Origin of the sequence: Bradyrhizobium sp. DOA1 (assembly GCF_001593325.1) — a bacterium.
GTDB lineage: Bacteria > Pseudomonadota > Alphaproteobacteria > Rhizobiales > Xanthobacteraceae > Bradyrhizobium.
Genome location: NZ_JXJM01000001.1, coordinates 4,973,989 through 4,992,360, shown reverse-complemented (window position 1 = coordinate 4,992,360; position 18,372 = coordinate 4,973,989). Strand labels below are relative to the sequence as shown.

Below are 18,372 nucleotides of genomic sequence, written 5' to 3'. Positions count from 1 at the left end.
GTTGTCAGGTTAGAAATTTCTTGACGGCGTTACTTCTTGAACGCCTTGCATTCGCTTTCGCTGACCGGGATGAAGGCTTCCGATCCCGGCATCTTCTTGACTAGCGTGATCAGGTCGGTGGCGCCGCTCATCGCCCCCGGCTTTTTCGCTTCGGCATAGTAGACGTCGCGCATCAGGCGTCCGTCCTCGCGGATACGGGCGCCCGAGGTGAAGAGATCCTCGACCGGCGTCTCCTTCATCTTCGTCAGTACCGCCGTCGTATCCGTGGTCCCGGCCGCCTTCACCGACTTCAGATAGTGCAGGACCGCGCTGTAGACGTTGGCCTGCGGATCGCTCGGCATCTTGCCGAAAGCCTTCTTGAAGCGCGCGGCGAAAGCCTTGGTCTGGTCGTTCTCGTCCCAGTAATAGCTCAGTACCAGAGGCATGCCCTGCGTCGCCTCGTTGCCGAGCGCGTCGATATCGACCGTCGTCAGCGAGAACGGCACGAAGCGCTGGCCAGTGCGTTCGATGCCGAACTCGGCGGTCTGCTTGATCGCGTTGGTCATGTCGGCGCCGCCGCCGATGAAACCGATGTTCTTGGCGCCCGAATTCTGCGCCTGCAGCAGGAACGAGCTAAAATCCGGTGTGTTGAGCGGGAAGCGCACCGCGCCGACGAACTTGCCGCCACCCTTCTCAATCATCTTCTGGGAGTCGCGCTCGATCGAGTGACCGGCCGCGTAGTCAACCGTCAGGAAGAACCAGGACGTCGGCTTGCCGTCGGAGGCACCCTTGATCGTGAGGTTGGCGACTTCGTATCCGTCATTGGCCCACTGCATGCCGTTAGGCGAGCAGGACTTACCGCTGATGTCGCGGCTCGACGCCATGGAGACGACCAGCAGCTTGTTTTTCTGCTCTGCGATGCCCTGTACGGCGAGCGCAACGCCGGAGCTGTAGATGTCGAAGATCGCATCCACGCCTTCGGTGTCGAACCAGCGCCGGGCGATGACCGAGCCGACATCCGGCTTGTGTCCGTGGTCAGCGGAGACTATCTCGATCGGCTTGCCGAGCAGGGTGCCGCCCATGTCTTCAATGGCGAGGCGAGCGGCCGCGACCGATCCCGGTCCGGTGATGGCTGAATAGACCGAGGCCTGATCGTTCAAAATGCCGATCTTGACGGGCTTGTCTTGGGCCGAAGCAGCGCTCATGCATGCGAGGGTCGCCATCAGCGCAACTGATGCGAGTGTTGATCTCGTCCACGTCATTTTCTTCCTCCCGATGTTTTTGAACCGATGTTGAGGTCCAAGGTTTCACGGAGGTCCATATATGTCAATATCTTTACATGAATGCGGGGACCGAATCCCTTGACGGTATTTGATAACGTCGGATGGATTGTCGCAGGCTGCAACCGGTGACGTGAATGCGACGCGCGCCGTGCGTTTAAGCCAGCAGACGCGCTGACGGAGTGGTCGAGCAGATCGCCGTGCAGAAGGGTGGCGCCGTCAACGAAGTTAACACGGTCGCTGTTCTGGATGTGAGACATCGAGCAATCGGGAAGCGACCTCCGCCAAGCGAGCCCAGGCTTCGGGCTGAGCGCTCGACGTCCACTGCCCGCTCCTCAGTCTTGCGCGTTTCCTAGGGTGTGGCTCACCGAAATGCCAGGAAGGCTCCCTATCTCGTTCCACATGCCGTGCGGATGGAGATGGGAAGAAGACGGCTCTGCTTCCAGTTTACAATTGGCGCAGCAGAAATTCGTAGAACTTCGGGTTGTCGGCTCGTGCGATGTTGATCCGGATGGCTCTGGCGAGTGAGCTGTTCTTGTCCAGGCAGAACAAGCTTCCGGGCGCGATGAAGATGCTTTCCTTCGCGCCGTCGCGCGCAAGCTTCATGTCGTCCACGCCTTCCGGGAGCAGCAGATAGACGTAGTAGCCAGCCTTGGCACTTGAAAAGATCCGATGGCCTGTCCGCATCAGATCGGCCTGAACCCGGCTCGCCGCCGCTTCGGTCCGTTGCCCGAGTCTCTTTAGATGCCGGTCGTAGTGGCCTTCTGCGAGCAGGCGGTGGAGCAGGCGTTCGACATGCCCCGAGCTGTTGACGGTGGTGAGCATCTTGAGCTCGGCGAGCGTCGCAATGCGATCGCTGCGGGCTGCTATGAAACCGGACCTAAGGCTCGCCGATAGTGTTTTCGAGAAAGTCCCGATGGATATGACATTGTCGAGTTGGTCGAGCGTGGCCAGCCGGTTGACCGTGCCGAGGGGGAGGTCGGCAAACGGATCGTCTTCGACGATCACGAGGTTCGATCGCGCGGCCGCGTTGAGCACTGCATGTGCCACAGGCAGGGTGATCGAGCCGCCGGTCGGATTGTGACCGATCGACTGCGTGAAGAACAGCTTCGGGCGCTCGGTTTGTATCTTGGCCGTGAGGTCGTCGACATCGGGTCCCTCCGGCGTCCGGCGGACGCCGACGATCCGGACCTGCGCCAATGTGAGTTTTGCGAACAGCGGATAATAGCCGGGCTCGTCGACCAGCACGGTATCGCCTCGTGACAGCATCGCTCGGATCACGAGGTCCAGCGCATGGTTTGCGCCGAAGGTCAGCAGGAGTCCATCGTCCTTGACTGAAACCTGCTGCGCCTGCAGACGTGATGCGATCTGCTGTCTGAGCGGAAGGAAACCGAGCGCTGATCCATAGGCATCGGCGTCAGCCGGCAGCATCCGCCCGTTGCTGCCGAGATAGCGCTTGATCTCGGAGTGCTCGGTCCACGATGCGGGCGGCCGCCCATCGCCGACCCGGATCTCGAAGTTCTGCGAGAGCTGGGCGTTCAACAGCGAAGCGATATCGACGGCTTCCGAGACGTGCTTTGGTCTTCCGCCGTCGTCGCCGCGATAGGTTATGACGAAGCCTGATCCCGCTTTGGCGGTGATGAGCCGATCGAGCACCAGTCGGTCGTAAGCTTCGACGACCGTATTTTTGGAAACCTTGAATTGCGCGGCCGCCTTTCTGATCGAGGGCAGTCGGGCCCCCTCAGGCATTGCTCCGGATAGGATCTGCGCCCGCAGCCGATTGGCCAATCCGCCCGCGAGGGTCGCTCCGCGGTCGCGTTCATTCGGCGCTCGCGCCACGCAATGTCTCCAGATGGGTACAGTATCTGACGGTCGCTCGGCGGTGTACCCATGAGGCGACAGTAATCAGATGCTGCCCGACGATTCAATGGGGAAGTCCGGTCCGGAATGCCGCCTTGCCATTGGCAACCAGGTTGTAAGTCATTGACATGGCCTGATGGGTACAGTTGCGGACAGTATTTTGAAATTGTCTCTTTTGACCGCAATGCGATGCTGCCTAACGTCGTGCCAACCTAGAACTCTTGTTGGGAGGCGCGGCGATGGCCGGAGGACCCGAGGCGGGCAAGCGGCCCAGGCAGATCAACTCGCGATTGGAGAACCTTCGCAACCTCTCGCCCGCGCAGCGGCTGGGGCGCGTGACCGAGGCGACGTCACTTGGCGAAGCCGAGAGCAAGGCATTTAGCGCCGGCACGCTGCCGGTCGAACTCGCCAATGGCATGATAGAGAACGTCATCGGCACCTTCGAACTGCCTGTCGGCGTCGCAACAAACTTCACGGTGAACGGCCGCGACTATCTGGTTCCGATGGCCATCGAGGAGCCCTCGGTCGTCGCCGCCGCCTCCTACATGGCGCGCATTGCCCGCAAATGCGGCGGCTTCCACACCTCCAGCACCGGTCCGATCATGCGCGCACAGGTGCAGGTGCTCGGCGTGACCGATGTCCACGGCGCCCGCGCGCGGGTGCTGAAGGAGCGCTCGGGCATCATCGAGGCTGCCAACGCCAGGGACAAGGTGCTGATCTCGCTCGGCGGCGGCTGCCGCGACATCGAGGTTCACATCTTCGAGGAGACGCCGGTCGGCCCGATGCTCGCTGTGCATCTCATCGTCGACGTCCGCGATGCGATGGGTGCCAACACAGTCAATACGATGGCAGAGACGGTCGCGCCGATCGTCGAGCGGATTACCGGCGGCACGGTGCGCCTGCGCATCCTTTCGAACTATGCGGATCTACGCATCGCCCGTGCCATGGTATCGGTGACGCCGGAGGCGCTGAACACAGATGAATACAGCGGCGAGCGCGTCGCGCGCGGCATCGTCGAGGCGTGCGCCTTCGCGATTGTCGACCCCTACCGTGCCGCGACCCACAATAAGGGCATCATGAACGGTGTCGATCCGGTCGTCGTGGCCACCGGCAACGACTGGCGTGCGATCGAGGCGGGCGCCCATGTCTGGGCTTCACGCTCCGGCCGCTATACGTCGCTCTCCAACTGGGAAATCGATAACAAGGGCAACCTCGTCGGCACGCTGGAAATGCCGATGGCGCTCGGGCTCGTCGGCGGCGCCACCAAGACACATCCCGCCGCGCGCGCTGCGCTGAAGATCCTGAACGTGCAGAGTGCACAGGAACTGGCGGAGGTCACCGTCGCGGTCGGGCTCGCCCAGAACATGGGCGCGCTCCGCGCGCTTGCGACCGAGGGTATCCAGAAAGGGCACATGGCGCTCCACGCCAGGAACATCGCGATTGTTGCAGGGGCCGAGGGCGATGAGATCGAGAAGGTCGCGGCGGCGCTCGCCGCCGATCACGACGTGCGCGTCGATCGCGCCAGGGAGGTTTTGGAAAAGTTGCGTTCGTGAGGTGGCAATGCCTGCATGACGTGCAGGCATTTCGTCGCCTCGACCTGTGGGCTCGAAAATGTATCTTCGCTGCTCACGCCTTCTAAGCGAGATCGCGCCCCATGCCGGTGGCCGTTCGCGGAGGCTGGGAGGATGACTTGAACAAAGAAAACACGAGCGGCCTCGCCGCGCGCAGCGGCCCTCTGAAGAACGTCGTGGTTCTCGACGTCACGCGCGTCGTCGCAGGCCCGTTCTGCGCGATGCTGTTGGCCGACCTCGGCGCCACCGTGATCAAGGTCGAGCATCCTGGCGACCCGGATTACGCCAGGACATTTCCGCCCTTTGTCGGCGATGAGCAACTCAGCGCGTTCTTCACGCAGTTCAACCGCAACAAACAGGGGATCACGCTCAATCTCAAGTCCGATGACGGCAAGGCGCTGTTGAAAAGACTGGTGCGCAAAGCCGATGTCCTGATCGAGAATTTCCGTCCCGGCACCATGGATAAGCTGGGCCTCGGCTATGATGTGCTGCGCGCGGAAAACCCGAGACTTATCTACACCGCCATCAGCGGCTTTGGGCGCACCGGTCCAAACTCATCCAAGCCCGCTTATGACAATACCGGGCAGGCGGCTGGTGGATTGTGGTCGATGAACGGCTATGCCGACATGCCTCCGGTCCGCGTCGGGACCATCATCGGTGATCTCGCCGCTTCGCTGTATGCAGCCATTGGAACACTCGCGGCGCTCCGCGAGGCCGAGACCTCGGGCAACGGTCAGGTCGTCGACGTCTCGCAGCAGGATTCGGTCCTGACGCTGACCGAGAATGCGGTGGTCCGCTATACCGCGGAGAAGGACGTGGCTTCGCCACTCGGCAACGATCATCCGTTCGTGCGGCCCTATGGGCAGTTTCCCTGCAAGGACGGTTATGTCTTCTTTGGCGGCTACACCGACAAGTTCTGGGCGATCACCTGCACGCTGTTCGGCGAGCCCGAACGTGCAAGCGATCCGGACATCGACACGATGGAGAAGCGGTTCGATCGGACCGTCGCCGAGACCAAGGTGAAGCCGCTGCTGGAACGCTGGTTCAGCCGGTACACCAAGGCCGAGCTCGAGGAGATGGCGGGCGACAAGATCCCGCTCAGCGCGATCAAGACCATCGCCGAGGTGGTCGAAGACCCTCACATCGCCGCGCGCAACATGATCGTCAACGTTCCCGTGGCGGGGAAGCTGATCGGCATGTTCGGCCAGCCGATCAAGCTGTCTGGAGGGGAGCCAACGTCGTTCGACAAGGCGCCCTTGCCCGGGGAGCATAATGCCGAGATTCTCGCACGCCTGGCGGACGTGACGCCTGACGAGCTTGTGCGTCTCAAGGCTTCGGGAGCGATTTGATGTCCATCGATTTCACCCGAGACGGCCACGTCGCCACCGTCAGGATCAACCGGCCGGACAAGCTCAACGCGCTGACACTTGCCATGTATGACGATCTCGGCCGCGCGTTCGTCGAGATCAAGGATGACGACGACATTCGCGCGGTGGTGCTGACCGGTGCTGGCGATCGGGCGTTCTGCGTTGGCGCCGATCTCACGGAATCCATCCCTGCGCTTGCGTCCGATCGCTTCGATATCTCAGAGTGGGATCCGGCGCACATCAAGGTTCCCGGCTTCTTCAAGCCGGTCGTGAGCGCCATCCGCGGCATGTGCATGGGCGGAGGCTTCGAGATCATGCTGGCAACGGACATACGCATCGCAGGGCGCGGGGCGGTGTTTCAGCTGCCTGAGCCCAAACACGGTTTCGTCCCGGCTGGCGGCACGCTGGTGCGACTCGTCAGGCAGATCGGGTACGCGCATGCGATGGAGATCATGCTGACGGCGCAGCGGTTCTCGGCGGACGACATGCTCGCCAGGGGCGTCATCAACCACGTGGTCGACGCCGAAAAGGTCGAGCCGCTGGCCTACGAGCTCGCGGCAAAAATCGCCGCGCTGAGCCCCGTCGCGATCCAGACCATCAAAGAGGCGGCGCTGACGTTACAGGACTTGCCGCTGACCGAGGCATTCCGCATCGAGGCCGCGCTTGGTCAGCGTACCTTCACCAGCGAAGATGCCAAAAGAGGCCTTGCCGCGTTCGCGAGCAGGGCTGGCAACAAGTGACACCGCGCGGCCGCTCACCGGCCACGGGAACAAGAAGACTACATTGAAAGGGGTAGGGGATGGCACAATCGAAATTCTGTCTGCATTATCTGGCGAGCGCGGCGGCCAGTCTGTTGTTATGCGCGGCTCCCGCGCTGGCACAGAGCGAGAAGATTTCAGATGGCGTTGTCCGCATCGGGCTGATCGAGGACATGTCGGGGGTCTATGCCGACATTACCGGCAAGGGTGCCGTGACTGCCGCACAGATGGCAGTCGAGGAATTTGGCGGCAAGGTGCTGGGCATGCCGATCGAGATCGTTTCGGCGGATCACCAGAATAAGCCCGACATTGCCGCTAACGCCGCGCGCAAATGGTTCGATACCGAGAAAGTCGACGCAATCCTCGATGTCGCATCCTCCTCGCCCGCCTTGGCTGTCCTCGAGATTGCCAAGGAGAAGAAAAAGATCGTCACACTGAGCTCACCCGGCTCAACCCGGATCACGAACGAAGTCTGCGGGCCCTATGTCGTCCATTGGGCCTACGACACCTTCGCGATTGCCAACAGCACGGGCAAGGCGCTCGTCGGCCAGGGCTTTGACAGCTGGTACTTCGTGACGGCGGACTATGCCTTCGGCCAGGGCCTTGAAAAGGACACGGGCGAAGTCGTCACGACCTTGGGCGGCAAGGTGCTGGGCAGCACGAAGCATCCGGTCGGAACGGCAGACTTCGCCTCTGTCTTGCTGACCGCACAAGGCTCCAAGGCGAAGGTGGTCGCGCTCGCGAATGCAGGCGGCGATACCATCAACTCGATCAAGCAAGCTGCCGAGTTCGGTCTGACCTCGGGCGGCCAGAAGCTCGCCGCGCTGGCCGGCTTCATCAACGACGTTCACGGTCTCGGCCTGAAGGAAGCAAAGGGGCTGACGATCACCGAAGCGTCCTATTGGGACATGAACGATGATACGCGCAAATGGTCGAAGCGCTTCTACGCTACCATGAACGCGATGCCGAATATGCTTCAGACCGGGACTTATTCATCGGTTCTGCATTACCTCAAGGCGGTCCAGGCCGCGGGCACCGACCGGACCGAGGACGTCATGCAGAAGATGCGGGAACTGCCCATCAACGACGTCTTCTACAAAAACGGCAAGATTCGTGTGGACGGCCGCATGGTCCACGATATGTATCTGTTCGAGGTCAAGAGGCCGGAAGAGTCCAAAGCGGCATGGGACTACTACAAGCTGCTCGCCACAATCCCGGCAGATCAAGCTTTCCAGCCCCTAGCGATGTCGCGGTGCCCGCTGATCAAAAAATAGAGCTGAGGTGACTGGAGCTGTCCATCCGGCCTTATGATCGGCGGACAGCGTTGGATGATGGAGTGCGCGTGCCGGGCGACTGGTGCGCGCATTCCTGCGAGAAGCCGGCGGCCTAGCGCAGCACGACCTCCTGATCGGTCCAACGGAGATAGTGCCGCGGCGCCGCGCCCAGCTCACGCTTGAACATGGCGGCGAACGCGCTCGGGCTGTCATAACCGACGTCAAGTGCCACGCACGTCACGGGTTCGCCCGCGCCCAGGCGAGCCAGGGCTTCCAGAAGCCGCACACGCTGGCGCCAGACCGAGAAGCTCTGGCCCGTCTCGCGCCGGAACAGCCGTGTCAGCGTCCGCCGGCTGAGGCTGCATTTGTCGGCCCAATCGTCGAGAGTGAGGTCGGAGGAGGGGTCGCCGAGCACGGCCTTGCAGATCTCCGCCAGCCGGGGATCCGGAGGCACCTCCACGTGCAGCGTCACCTCCGGCATGCCTGCGATTTCGGTAAGCAGAAGCTCGAGCAGTTTGCCGTCGCGTCCATCCTGGTCGTAGGTCTGCGGCATCCGCACCGCCTCGTCCATCAAGGCTTCAACCAGCGAGGATGCGCGAATCAGGCGGCATGTCTCCGACGTCTCTCGCCGGCAATCAGGCGTGACATAGATCGTCTGGGCCTCGACTTCACCCCAGGCCCGCGACTGATGTACGACGCCGGCCGGAATCCACAGACCATGCCCGGGTGGGACCACGAAATGACCGCGTTCGGTCATCATGGCCGTGACGCCGGTGATCTGCAGGATGAACTGGTCACGTCGGTGCGAATGCCGCGTGCTGGTGCTCTCGTTCGGATAGGTTGCGGTCATCGCGGCGACCGGGCGCGCGATCGTCTGAAGATGTCCTGCATAGTTTGCTGCTGCTGTCGGGCCCGCCTGTTTATTGCAGGCGCGCAATTCGCCAGTGACATCTCGCCGCGCTACGACTTTCACGTGTCGTGAACTCCCTGATAAGGTCCTTTTCGCAAGGCTCTTATGCATCTTCCAGGCCAGATATGGCCCGGTCGCGATGATTATTGTCCTCCATCAGGTAGCGCGGGACAGCGGGTTTGGCAACAATGCGCCGCCCGCGACATTCGCCCGAACCGAATGCGAGGCTTGGCCAGTCGATACGCGACACGGAGAGCTCGATGAACAGACGCGAATTCACCCAGGCCATGTTGGCCGCTGGTGCCGCCATTCCGTTCGGCATCACCCGCGCAGCCGGCCAGACCCGCGGTGGAACGCTCAACACCATCATCCAACCCGAGCCGCCACTGCTAGTGACCGCCTTCAACCAGCAGCAGCCGACGCTGACGCTAGGCGGCAAGATCTACGAGAGCCTGCTCAAATACGGCGCCGATCTCAAGCCAATGCCCGGCATGGCGCAGTCCTGGGAGATTTCGCCTGATGGCCTGACCTATACGTTCAAGCTGTTTCCTAATATCACCTTTCACGACGGCAAGCCCATGACGTCCGAAGACGTCGTGTTCAGCTGCATGAAGGTGCTGACCGAGACCCATCCGCGCGCGCGGCAGAACTTCGCCCGCGTCGCCTCCGCCGAAGCGCCGGATCCGCTCACCGTCGTGTTCAAGTTGAAGCAGCCCTTCGCGCCGTTCCTCGGCTGCTTCGACTGCACATCGGCGCCAATCGTACCCAAGCACATCTATGAAGGCACCGATTTCCGCAAGAATCCGCTGAACGACAAGGCAATCGGCACTGGCCCTTTCAAGCTGAAGGAATGGGTGCGCGGCTCGCATGTCCATCTCGTGCGGCACGAGGGCTATTATCTGAAGGACCAGCCCTATCTCGACGAGATCATCTATCGGATCATTCCGGACTCGGCCTCGCGCGCTCTGGCGCTTGAGAACGGCACGGTGCAACTCGTGCAATGGACAGACATCGAGTTCTTCGACGTGCAGCGCTTCAAGGCGCAGAAGAACCTCGAAGTCACCACCAAGGGCTATGAATATTTTGCGCCGCACCAGTGGCTCGAGATGAACAATCGCATCGCACCGATGAACGACAAGCGGTTCCGCCAGGCGGTGATGCACCTGATCGATCGTGACGCGCTCGCCAAGCGCGTCTATTTCGGCAACGCCAAGGTTGCGACCGGCCCGATCTCGTCCAAGACGAAGTTCTATGACGGCAAGGTCAAGCGGTACGATTATTCGATCGATAAGGCCAAGGCGCTGCTCGACGAGATGGGGCTGAAGCCCGATGCCAGCGGCAAGCGTGCTGAGATCAAATACGTCGTGCCGCCCTACGGTGAATCTTACCAGCGCGCCGGCGAATTCTTCCGCCAGAGCTTTGCCCGTGTCGGCATAGATCTCGTCCTTGTCGGCACCGACATGGCGGGCTGGGCCGAGAAGGTGGGCAATTGGGACTATGAGATGACCCAAAACCTGCTCTATCAGCTTGGCGACCCTGCACTCGGTGTCTCTCGCACTTACGTGTCGTCGAACATCAAGAAGGGCATTCTGTTCTCGAATACGCAGGGCTACTCTAATCCCGAGGTGGACAAGCTGTTCGACGAAGCTGCGGTCACGCTCGACGAGGCCAAGCGCCAGGAACTGTATTCCAAGGTCCAGCAGATATTGGTCGAAGACGTGCCGGTCGCCTGGACGCTCGAACTCGAATATCCCATCATCTACGACAAGGCGTTCAAGAACATCGTATCGACCGGCATCGGGTCGCATGAGACCTTCGGAGCGGTCTACAAATCGTGATACGCCTCGGCAGCGCAGCGACGATTGGGCTGATGGCGCTGAATCGGATCGCCCAGCTCATCGTCGTCATTCTCCTCATCGCCACCTTCAACTTCGTTCTGGTGCGGGCTGCCCCCGGTGATCCCGCCCAGGTCATGGCCGGGCAGTCGGGCGCATCCGATCCGAAATTGCTGGAGGACCTGCGTAGGGAATACGGTCTCGACAAGCCGTACGCCGTGCAGCTCGCGAGCTATCTTGGCCGCGTGCTCACGCTTGATCTCGGCTACTCCTACCGGCAACGTCGCCCGGTGGTCGATCTCGTTCTCGAACGGTTGCCGGCGACATTGCTGCTGACTGTCACCGCATTCTGTCTGGCGCTCCTGATCGGCACGACGCTCGGTGCACTGGCGGGGCTTGCGGCAGGCACAGTGCTCGACACGGTCTTCACCGTGCTGTCGCTGGTGCTCTATGCAACGCCGGTATTCTGGCTCGGGCTGATGCTGGTCCTGATTTTCTCGGTGACGCTCGGCTGGTTGCCGCCGTTCGGTTACGAGACCATCAACGTCAAGCTCTCGCCGGTCGAGCGTGCGCTCGATGTCGCCAAGCATATGATCATGCCGGTGACCTCGCTGGCGGCGATCTACCTGGCCATCTACGCTCGTCTGATGCGGTCCTCAATCATCGAGGTCGCCCAGCAGGACTTCATCAAGACCGCGCGCGCCAAGGGCCTGTCCGGACCCAGCATCGTGGTCGGCCACATGCTGCGCAACGCGCTGGTGCCCGTCGTCACCGTCGCCGGCATGCAAGCGGGCGCGCTGGTCGGCGGCGCCGTTGTCATCGAGACCGTGTTCGCCTGGCCGGGGCTCGGGCGGCTCACCTTCGATGCCCTGCTGCAGCGCGACTATCCTGTGCTGCTCGGCATCTTCCTGATCCTGTCGATCGTCGTCATCGTGCTCAATCTCCTGACCGATCTGATCTACAAGCTGATCGATCCTCGCATGACCACGGGAGCGGCGTGATGGATGCGGTCCGTTCCTTCCTGCGCCATCCCTCCGGCATGGTCGGCTTCTTCGTGCTGCTCATAGTCGTGATCGTCGCGGTCGTCGCTCCGATCGTCTTTCCGGTCTCGCCCTGGGAGATGGTGAGTGCGCCCTTCACGCCGCCCGGGGAGGACGGACTTCTGCTCGGCGGCGATACGCTCGGCCGCGATGTCGCGGCGGGTGTTGCCTATGGTGCGCGCGTGTCCCTCGTGATCGGCATCGCCTCGGCGATGGCCGCCATGGTGATTGGTGTCACGATCGGCGCGATCTCCGGCTATTTCGGCGGGAAGGTTGATCTTGTCCTGATGCGGATGACCGAGCTGTTCCAGACCGTCCCCGCCTTTGTGCTGGCCATTCTCCTCGTTGCGACCTTCAACCCGTCTCTGCTCACGATCATCCTGACCATCGGTGCGGTGAGCTGGCCCCCGCTGGCGCGCCTCACTCGTGCAGAATTCCTGCGCCTGCGCAACCGCGAATTCGTCGAGGCGGCGCTCTGCCAGGGCGAGGGCACCCTGCGCATCGTGCTCGGGCATATCCTGCCCAATGCGATCTCGCCGATTCTGGTCGTGACGTCGCTGACGGTCGCCACCGCCATCTTGTTGGAGAGCGCGCTGTCGTTCATGGGCCTCGGCGACCCGAACCTGATGTCCTGGGGGTTCATGATCGGTGCGGGGCGCACCGTCATTCGCAATGCCTGGTGGATGAGCGTGTTTCCCGGGCTTGCCATCCTCATCACGGTGCTCGCAATCAACCTGTTCGGCGAAGGCCTCTCCGATGTCCTCAATCCCCGTGTTTCGAGGCGCCGGTCATGAGGGGCACCGTGCAAGCCATGGCTCCCGCGCTCTCGGTGCAGGATCTCTCGATCGCGCTGCCCGAAGGCGGCGATCGTCCCTTCGCAGTCGAGAATGTTTCGTTCGAGGTGAGACCGAACGAGATCGTCTGCCTCGTCGGCGAGTCCGGTTCGGGCAAGTCGATGATCGCGCATGCGCTGTTGTCGCTGCTGCCAAAGAGAGTCACCTTCGCCTCAGGCACGGTGACAGTTGCAGGACAGAACCCGGTCGAGCTGGATCGGCAGGCGCTGCGTCGCCTGCGCGGCGGCGACGCTGCGATGATCTTTCAAGAACCGCTGTCCTCATTGAACCCGCTCAAGCGCGTCGGCAAGCAGATCGAGGAGATGATCCTCACGCATCAGAAGCCGACGCCGTCAGCAAACGACGTATACGAGCGCGTGCAGCAGCTTCTGACGCAGGTGGGACTGCCCAATCCAAGGCTGCTTGAAAAGAGCTATCCCTTCGAGCTGTCCGGCGGCCAGCGCCAGCGGGTTATGATCGCGATGGCGATGGCCAACCGGCCGGCGCTGCTGATCGCGGACGAGCCGACCACTGCGCTCGACGTCACAACCCAGCGTCAGATCCTGGGTCTGATCGACGAACTCAGGCGCGACCGCGGTATGGGCGTGCTGCTCATTACCCATGATTTCGGCGTCGTCGCCGACGTCGCAGATCGTGTTGTGGTGCTGCGTCATGGCAAGGTGGTGGAACAGGGGACGGTCGAGGAAGTTCTGAGCCATCCCACGGCCGACTATACGCGAGAACTGATCGACGCGGTGCCGAAGGCTCGCCTCGACCAAATCAGCCGGAAGGCCGTTCATCCGGAGCCTCTGCTTGAGGTGATCGGGCTTCAGAAGACGTTCCGGGTCAAGCGCGGTTTCCTTCAGCCACCACGCGAGGACGTCGCGGCCGACGGCATTTCGTTGACGCTCCATCAAGGCGAGACGCTCGCCGTGGTCGGCGAGTCGGGTTCGGGCAAGTCCACCCTCGGCCGAATGATCCTGCGGCTGACCGAGCCTGACGACGGAGTCATTCGGTTCAACGGTCAGGATCTGCGCCAGCTTCGTGGCGAGGCGCTCCGCCAGGCGCGCAAGCAGCTTCAGATCGTGTTCCAGGATCCCTTCGCCAGCCTCGATCCGCGGCAGAGGATCGGCGACGCAATCGCCCGCGGCCCAATGGCCTTTGGCACGTCGCGCGCTGAAGCCATGCGGCAGGCCGAGAAGCTGCTCATGCGAGTCGGCCTCAACGCCGTTGCCGCCGATCGCTACCCTCACGAATTCTCCGGCGGCCAGCGCCAGCGCATATGCATCGCTCGGGCATTGGCGTTGAGGCCGCGCGTGCTGATTGCCGACGAGGCTGTATCGGCCCTCGACGTCTCCGTGCAGGCGCAGGTGTTGGGGCTGCTTGCCGAACTGCGACAAGAGATGAAGCTCGCCATGGTCTTCATCACACACGATTTGCGCATCGCCGCCGAGATCGCCGACCGCGTCATCGTGCTCCAGAAGGGCCGCATCGTGGAGGAGGGGGCAACTGCCGACGTCTTCACCGCGCCTCAAGCGGCCTATACCCGCGACCTGCTGGATGCAATCCCGGGCCGCAAGTTCTTCAACCAGCCGGGTTTCGCCAGCGCGACCGGCGATATTCCGACAGCAAGGATGAGTTCATGACCGACGTTTCCCTTCCAGCCGCGGCGCGCGAACGCATCGAGGCCGCCGTGGATGCCGCCTTCGACAAGCAGATCGACACCACAATCGCGTTCACCGCGATTCCGAGTACCCGTGCCGCCGAAGCGCCTTGTCAGGACATGTTCGCAAAGCTGCTGCGCGATCGCGGCTATGAGGTCGACGATTGGGTCATCAATCAGGACGATCTCAAGACACTGCCGGGTTACGGAACCGTTGAGACCGATTTCTCGCGTGCGCGCTCCGTCGTCGGCACTTACCGGCCGGCGAAGGAGGAGGGCCGTTCCCTGATTCTCCAGGGCCATTGCGACGTCGTGCCGGCAGGTCCTCTCGACATGTGGGAGCGGGCGCCGTTTGCGCCCGTGGTCGAAGACGGCTGGCTATATGGCCGCGGTGCCGGCGACATGAAGTCCGGCACCATCTCGGCACTCTACGCTCTCGATGCGATCAAGGCGGCGGGCTACAGGCCCAAGGGCCGCATTCACCTCCAGTCGGTAATCGAAGAGGAAAGCACCGGCCTCGGGGCGCTTTCAACCCTTCAGCGCGGCTATCGCGCCGATGCCTGCATCCTGCCCGAGCCAACCGACGAAAAGCTGATGCGTGCCCAGGTCGGCGTGATCTGGTTCCGGCTGAAAGTGCGGGGAATACCCGTCCATGTCGCACGCGCCGGTACCGGATCGAATGCGATCAAGGCTGCCATTCATCTGATCCAGAAGCTCGAAGGTCTCGAAGCCGAATGGAACGAGCGCGCCAAGACGCACCCATCCTTCAAGTCGGTCCATCACCCGCTCAACTTCAATCCCGGCATCATCAAGGGCGGGGACTGGGCCTCCAGCGTTCCCGCCTGGTGCGACGTTGATTGCCGCATTGGCGTTCTGCCCGGTTGGAAGATTGCCGACGCTCAGGCCGAGATTGTGGATTTTGTCAGCAAGGCGGCGCGCTCGCATCCTTTCCTTGCCAACAACCCGCCGGAGATCGTCTGGTCCGGCTTCCTGTCGCCGGGCTATGAAGCAACCGAGATCCAGGAGAGCGAAGCCGTTCTGTCTCCGATCTACGAGCATGTATTTGGTCGCAAGCTCACTGATTTTTCGTCCACCGCGCTGACCGACGCACGATTCTATGGCCTCGATTTCGGAGTTCCGGCATTCTGCTTCGGTGCGAAAATGGAGGGCGCACATGGCTTCAACGAGCGCGTCGATCTTGCGTCGGTCAAGAGGGTCACCAAGACGCTCGCGCTGTTCGTCGCGAGCTGGTGCGGAATCGAGGCGAGATAGCCAGAGCATGATCGGGGAAGGTGTGCAGCATCCCTCCGAAGATCATGCTCGAGCAGAACATAGGCAAGCTCGCCAAACAGGGAGGTTCGCAATGGACAACCAGGGTGCAGGCGGCAGGCCGCCAATCAAGTCCCAAGAGGATCTGCGCGCGTATTTCGGGCAGGTGAACCTTATCGCCGAGAAGAAGGTTCTCCATCATCTAGACAAGTTCTGCCGTGATTTCATCGCGCTGTCTCCCTTCCTTGTCCTCGCGACGAGCGACGGCAATGGCCACGCCGATGCAAGCCCTCGCGGCGACGCGCCGGGCTTCGTCGCCGTGCTCGACGACAAGACGCTGCTGATTCCCGACCGGCGCGGCAATAACCGCGTGGACACGTTTGGCAACATCATTGCCTCGCCCGGCATCGGCCTGATCTTCATGGTGCCCGGAATCAACGAGACCCTGCGCGTCAACGGCCGGGCGGAGATCTCGCAGGATGCCGAGCTGTTGGCGCCGCTCGCGATGCAGAACGTCGTCCCGATCATCGGGCTTAAGATCCATGTCGAGGAGACCTACTTCCACTGCGGCAAGGCGCTCATGCGCTCGAATCTGTGGAGCCCGGCGGCACAGGTCGAGCGCAACAGCTTCCCGACACTCGGCCGGATCATCGCCGAACAGACTGCCGCCATCGAGACAGAAGTTGCCGAGAAGACGCTGGAAGAAGGGTATCGTACGAGGCTCTACTAAACGACAGGTTCGGCATTGCCATGCCGAGGTGCTATCGACACTGCTGAAGACAACTGGCCGGCGAAATCAAGGCGCGCGTCGCGGTGGTGTGAAGGGGGAGAATCGCCCTCGTTATGGGGCGCCGCGTGACTACCCCTGGAATGATTGTCGATCCTGTCGGAAGCGGTCATTCTGCGTGGATCGATGAACTTTATGGTCAGTCGTCCGCTCAGCGGCTTCTCAGGCTCCTGTGTGATTGATAGCGCCGACATGCTCATCCGGACTCATTGCGGCGAAATTCCCGCCGCCTTGATGATCTTTCCCCATTTGGCAGTCTCCGCCTCCAGAAAGGCTTGGAGTGCCTCCGGCGTCGCGCGCTCGGGTTCGACCGGCGACATGCTGAGTTCGGCAAAGCGGCTGACCAGCGCGGGATCCTTCAGCGCCGTCTGCAACGCGCTGACGAGTTGGCCGACCACGGGCTTTGGTGTGCCGCGCGGCGCGTAGAGACCGTACCAGGTCGTCACGTCGAATGCCGGAACGCCGGCCTCGGCGGAGGTCGGCACGTCCGGGAGAGTCGCAACCCGCTTCTTGCTGGTGATCGCGTAGCCCTTGATCGTGTTTGATTGAATGTAAGGGGTCGGGCCAGTGGCGGGATCGCAATAGACGTCGATGTGGCCGGCGATCACGTCGTTCAACGCAGGTCCGCCGCCCTTGTAATAGATCGGCGTCAGCTTGGTGTCGGTGGTGCTCATGAACATCAGGCCGCAGAGCTGTGAGGCCGAGCCGAGACCGACATTGCCGAAGGTGATCTTGTCACCAGCATTGCGAACGGTCGTAACCAGATCGCGGAGATCCTTGGCCGGAAAGTTCGGCCGCGCTACCAGGATCATCGGCACGTCGGTGACGAGTCCGATCGGAGCGAAGTCACCGACGGGATCAAACGGCAGCTTGGCGTAGAGGGCAGGGGCCGTGGCCTGGCCGACATGCATCAGCAGAAGCGTGTAGCCATCAGGGGCCGCCTTGGCGACGCGGTTGGTGCCGAGCGTGCCGCCGGCGCCGACCACATTCTCGATCACGACGGACTGTTTCAGCGTGGCGCTCATGGCGCTGCCGAGGATCCGTGCGATCACGTCGCCGGGGCCGCCGGCAGAGAAGGGCACGATCAAAGTGACCGGACGGGAGGGGTAGTCGTCCGCGATAGCCGCCCCGCAGGGAGTTAGCAAGACAAGCAGGATCAGCGATCGTACGAGATACGGCATCGAACACTCCCTGGCGGCATTTTTCTAGTCGTCGGACGGCGCCGCCTCCTTGGCCGCCGACGATTTTTCGATCATGTCGAGCGCGGCCACCGCAGCCGCATTGATATGGTCCACGCAGCAGCGCTCGGCGAGGTCCGCATCGCCGCTCTGGATTGCGCGCCAGATGGCGGTGACCTCGCGCAAGCTCTTGTTGATCCGCTTCGGTTGCGACATCGAGGTGATCCGCAGCAGCTGGATGCGGTCGTGCAGCGGCTTCAGCGCGCGTTCGATGAAGGCGTTGCGGCAGCCGCCGATGAGCGCGGCGTAAAACTCGGTCTTGGCTTCGAGGCAGCCGACGAGGTCCTGCTTGGCCGCGGCCGCCTTCAGTCGCGTCAGGGCCTCCCCGATCCGGCGAGCCACGTCCGGATCGTGAAGCCTCGCGCATTCGCGGCCGGCGAAGCCTTCGAGCACCGCGCGTGCCGCATAGAGCTGCCGGGCCTCCTCGAGGCTGATCGTGGAAACCACGGGGCCGCGATGGGGGACGGTATTGACCAGCCCGTCGGCCTCCAGCGCGCGCAGCGCTTCCCGGATCGAGGGCCGGCTGACGCCCATCATCTCGCAGAGCTCACGTTCGACCAGACGCTGGCCCGGCTTCAGCGTCCCGGACATGATCGCCTCGCGCAGCTTTTGCGCCACCATCGCCCGGACGGTCGGGACGTCCTCGATGCGGAGTGTCGACTGCAAATCGCTACGTCTTTCCATGTCCAGGCCCTGGTTCGGGAAAAG

Annotated in this window: 16 protein-coding genes; 10 read left to right on the top strand and 6 right to left on the bottom strand. The window is 62.4% G+C overall.

The window, feature by feature from the left end; all coding sequences use genetic code 11:
• Nucleotides 1–29 precede the first annotated feature (29 nt).
• From SE91_RS23310 to SE91_RS23305, 3 genes are all read right to left on the bottom strand, one after another.
• On the bottom strand, nucleotides 30–1,184 hold the full coding sequence (locus SE91_RS23310; RefSeq protein WP_197489506.1) for an ABC transporter substrate-binding protein: 1,155 nt from the start codon (nucleotides 1,182–1,184) through the stop codon (nucleotides 30–32).
• Nucleotides 1,185–1,237: 53 nt separating this feature from the next.
• Nucleotides 1,238–1,519 carry a hypothetical protein gene (locus tag SE91_RS36465; protein ID WP_156489739.1) on the bottom strand — a complete coding sequence of 94 codons (282 nt, stop codon included), beginning with the start codon at nucleotides 1,517–1,519 and terminating at the stop codon, nucleotides 1,238–1,240.
• 187 nt (nucleotides 1,520–1,706) lie between these two features.
• Nucleotides 1,707–3,098, bottom strand: a complete 1,392-nt coding sequence (locus SE91_RS23305; protein ID WP_061849274.1) for an aminotransferase-like domain-containing protein — start codon at nucleotides 3,096–3,098, stop codon at nucleotides 1,707–1,709.
• 260 nt (nucleotides 3,099–3,358) lie between these two features.
• Between SE91_RS23305 and SE91_RS23300 the strand changes: the two genes are divergently transcribed.
• The 4 genes from SE91_RS23300 (at nucleotide 3,359) to SE91_RS23285 (ending at nucleotide 8,089) form a co-directional block, all read left to right on the top strand.
• Nucleotides 3,359–4,672, top strand: a complete 1,314-nt coding sequence (locus tag SE91_RS23300) for a hydroxymethylglutaryl-CoA reductase, degradative (RefSeq protein WP_061849273.1) — start codon at nucleotides 3,359–3,361, stop codon at nucleotides 4,670–4,672.
• A gap of 137 nt (nucleotides 4,673–4,809) precedes the next feature.
• Nucleotides 4,810–6,039 (top strand): CaiB/BaiF CoA transferase family protein, encoded by a 1,230-nt coding sequence (locus SE91_RS23295; protein ID WP_245318507.1) that lies wholly within the window; start codon nucleotides 4,810–4,812, stop codon nucleotides 6,037–6,039.
• Nucleotides 6,039–6,797: an enoyl-CoA hydratase/isomerase family protein gene (locus SE91_RS23290; protein ID WP_061849271.1), complete on the top strand. Its 759-nt coding sequence runs from the start codon at nucleotides 6,039–6,041 to the stop codon at nucleotides 6,795–6,797. Before SE91_RS23295 ends, SE91_RS23290 begins: the two co-directional genes overlap by 1 nt.
• A 59-nt stretch (nucleotides 6,798–6,856) precedes the next feature.
• Nucleotides 6,857–8,089 (top strand): ABC transporter substrate-binding protein, encoded by a 1,233-nt coding sequence (locus tag SE91_RS23285; RefSeq protein ID WP_061849270.1) that lies wholly within the window; start codon nucleotides 6,857–6,859, stop codon nucleotides 8,087–8,089.
• 112 nt (nucleotides 8,090–8,201) lie between these two features.
• On the opposite strand, the gene SE91_RS23280 is transcribed toward SE91_RS23285, so the two are convergent.
• Nucleotides 8,202–9,062: an AraC family transcriptional regulator gene (locus SE91_RS23280; protein ID WP_061849269.1), complete on the bottom strand. Its 861-nt coding sequence runs from the start codon at nucleotides 9,060–9,062 to the stop codon at nucleotides 8,202–8,204.
• Between the two features lie 197 nt (nucleotides 9,063–9,259).
• On the opposite strand from SE91_RS23280, the gene SE91_RS23275 reads away from it, so the two are divergent.
• The 6 genes from SE91_RS23275 (at nucleotide 9,260) to SE91_RS23250 (ending at nucleotide 16,369) form a co-directional block, all read left to right on the top strand.
• Entirely contained in the window at nucleotides 9,260–10,837 is a 1,578-nt protein-coding gene (locus tag SE91_RS23275) for an ABC transporter substrate-binding protein (protein WP_061849268.1), read from the top strand.
• Between the two features lie 32 nt (nucleotides 10,838–10,869).
• Entirely contained in the window at nucleotides 10,870–11,835 is a 966-nt protein-coding gene (locus SE91_RS23270; protein ID WP_245318506.1) for an ABC transporter permease, read from the top strand.
• On the top strand, nucleotides 11,835–12,668 hold the full coding sequence (locus SE91_RS23265) for an ABC transporter permease (RefSeq protein ID WP_061849266.1): 834 nt from the start codon (nucleotides 11,835–11,837) through the stop codon (nucleotides 12,666–12,668). The genes SE91_RS23270 and SE91_RS23265 overlap by 1 nt, the downstream gene beginning before the upstream one ends.
• Nucleotides 12,665–14,353: a dipeptide ABC transporter ATP-binding protein gene (locus SE91_RS23260; protein WP_061849265.1), complete on the top strand. Its 1,689-nt coding sequence runs from the start codon at nucleotides 12,665–12,667 to the stop codon at nucleotides 14,351–14,353. The genes SE91_RS23265 and SE91_RS23260 overlap by 4 nt, the downstream gene beginning before the upstream one ends.
• Nucleotides 14,350–15,642 (top strand): ArgE/DapE family deacylase, encoded by a 1,293-nt coding sequence (locus SE91_RS23255; protein WP_061849264.1) that lies wholly within the window; start codon nucleotides 14,350–14,352, stop codon nucleotides 15,640–15,642. The genes SE91_RS23260 and SE91_RS23255 overlap by 4 nt, the downstream gene beginning before the upstream one ends.
• A 91-nt stretch (nucleotides 15,643–15,733) precedes the next feature.
• Nucleotides 15,734–16,369 carry a pyridoxamine 5'-phosphate oxidase family protein gene (locus SE91_RS23250; RefSeq protein WP_061849263.1) on the top strand — a complete coding sequence of 212 codons (636 nt, stop codon included), beginning with the start codon at nucleotides 15,734–15,736 and terminating at the stop codon, nucleotides 16,367–16,369.
• Nucleotides 16,370–16,632: 263 nt separating this feature from the next.
• Here the strand turns inward: SE91_RS23250 and SE91_RS23245 are convergent, their stop codons facing one another.
• Together SE91_RS23245 and SE91_RS23240 are read right to left on the bottom strand one after the other, a co-directional pair.
• Entirely contained in the window at nucleotides 16,633–17,607 is a 975-nt protein-coding gene (locus SE91_RS23245) for a tripartite tricarboxylate transporter substrate-binding protein (RefSeq protein WP_061849262.1), read from the bottom strand.
• Between the two features lie 24 nt (nucleotides 17,608–17,631).
• A complete protein-coding gene (locus SE91_RS23240; protein WP_060735277.1) occupies nucleotides 17,632–18,348 on the bottom strand; it encodes a GntR family transcriptional regulator in 717 nt (238 codons plus the stop codon).
• Nucleotides 18,349–18,372: the final 24 nt, after the last annotated feature.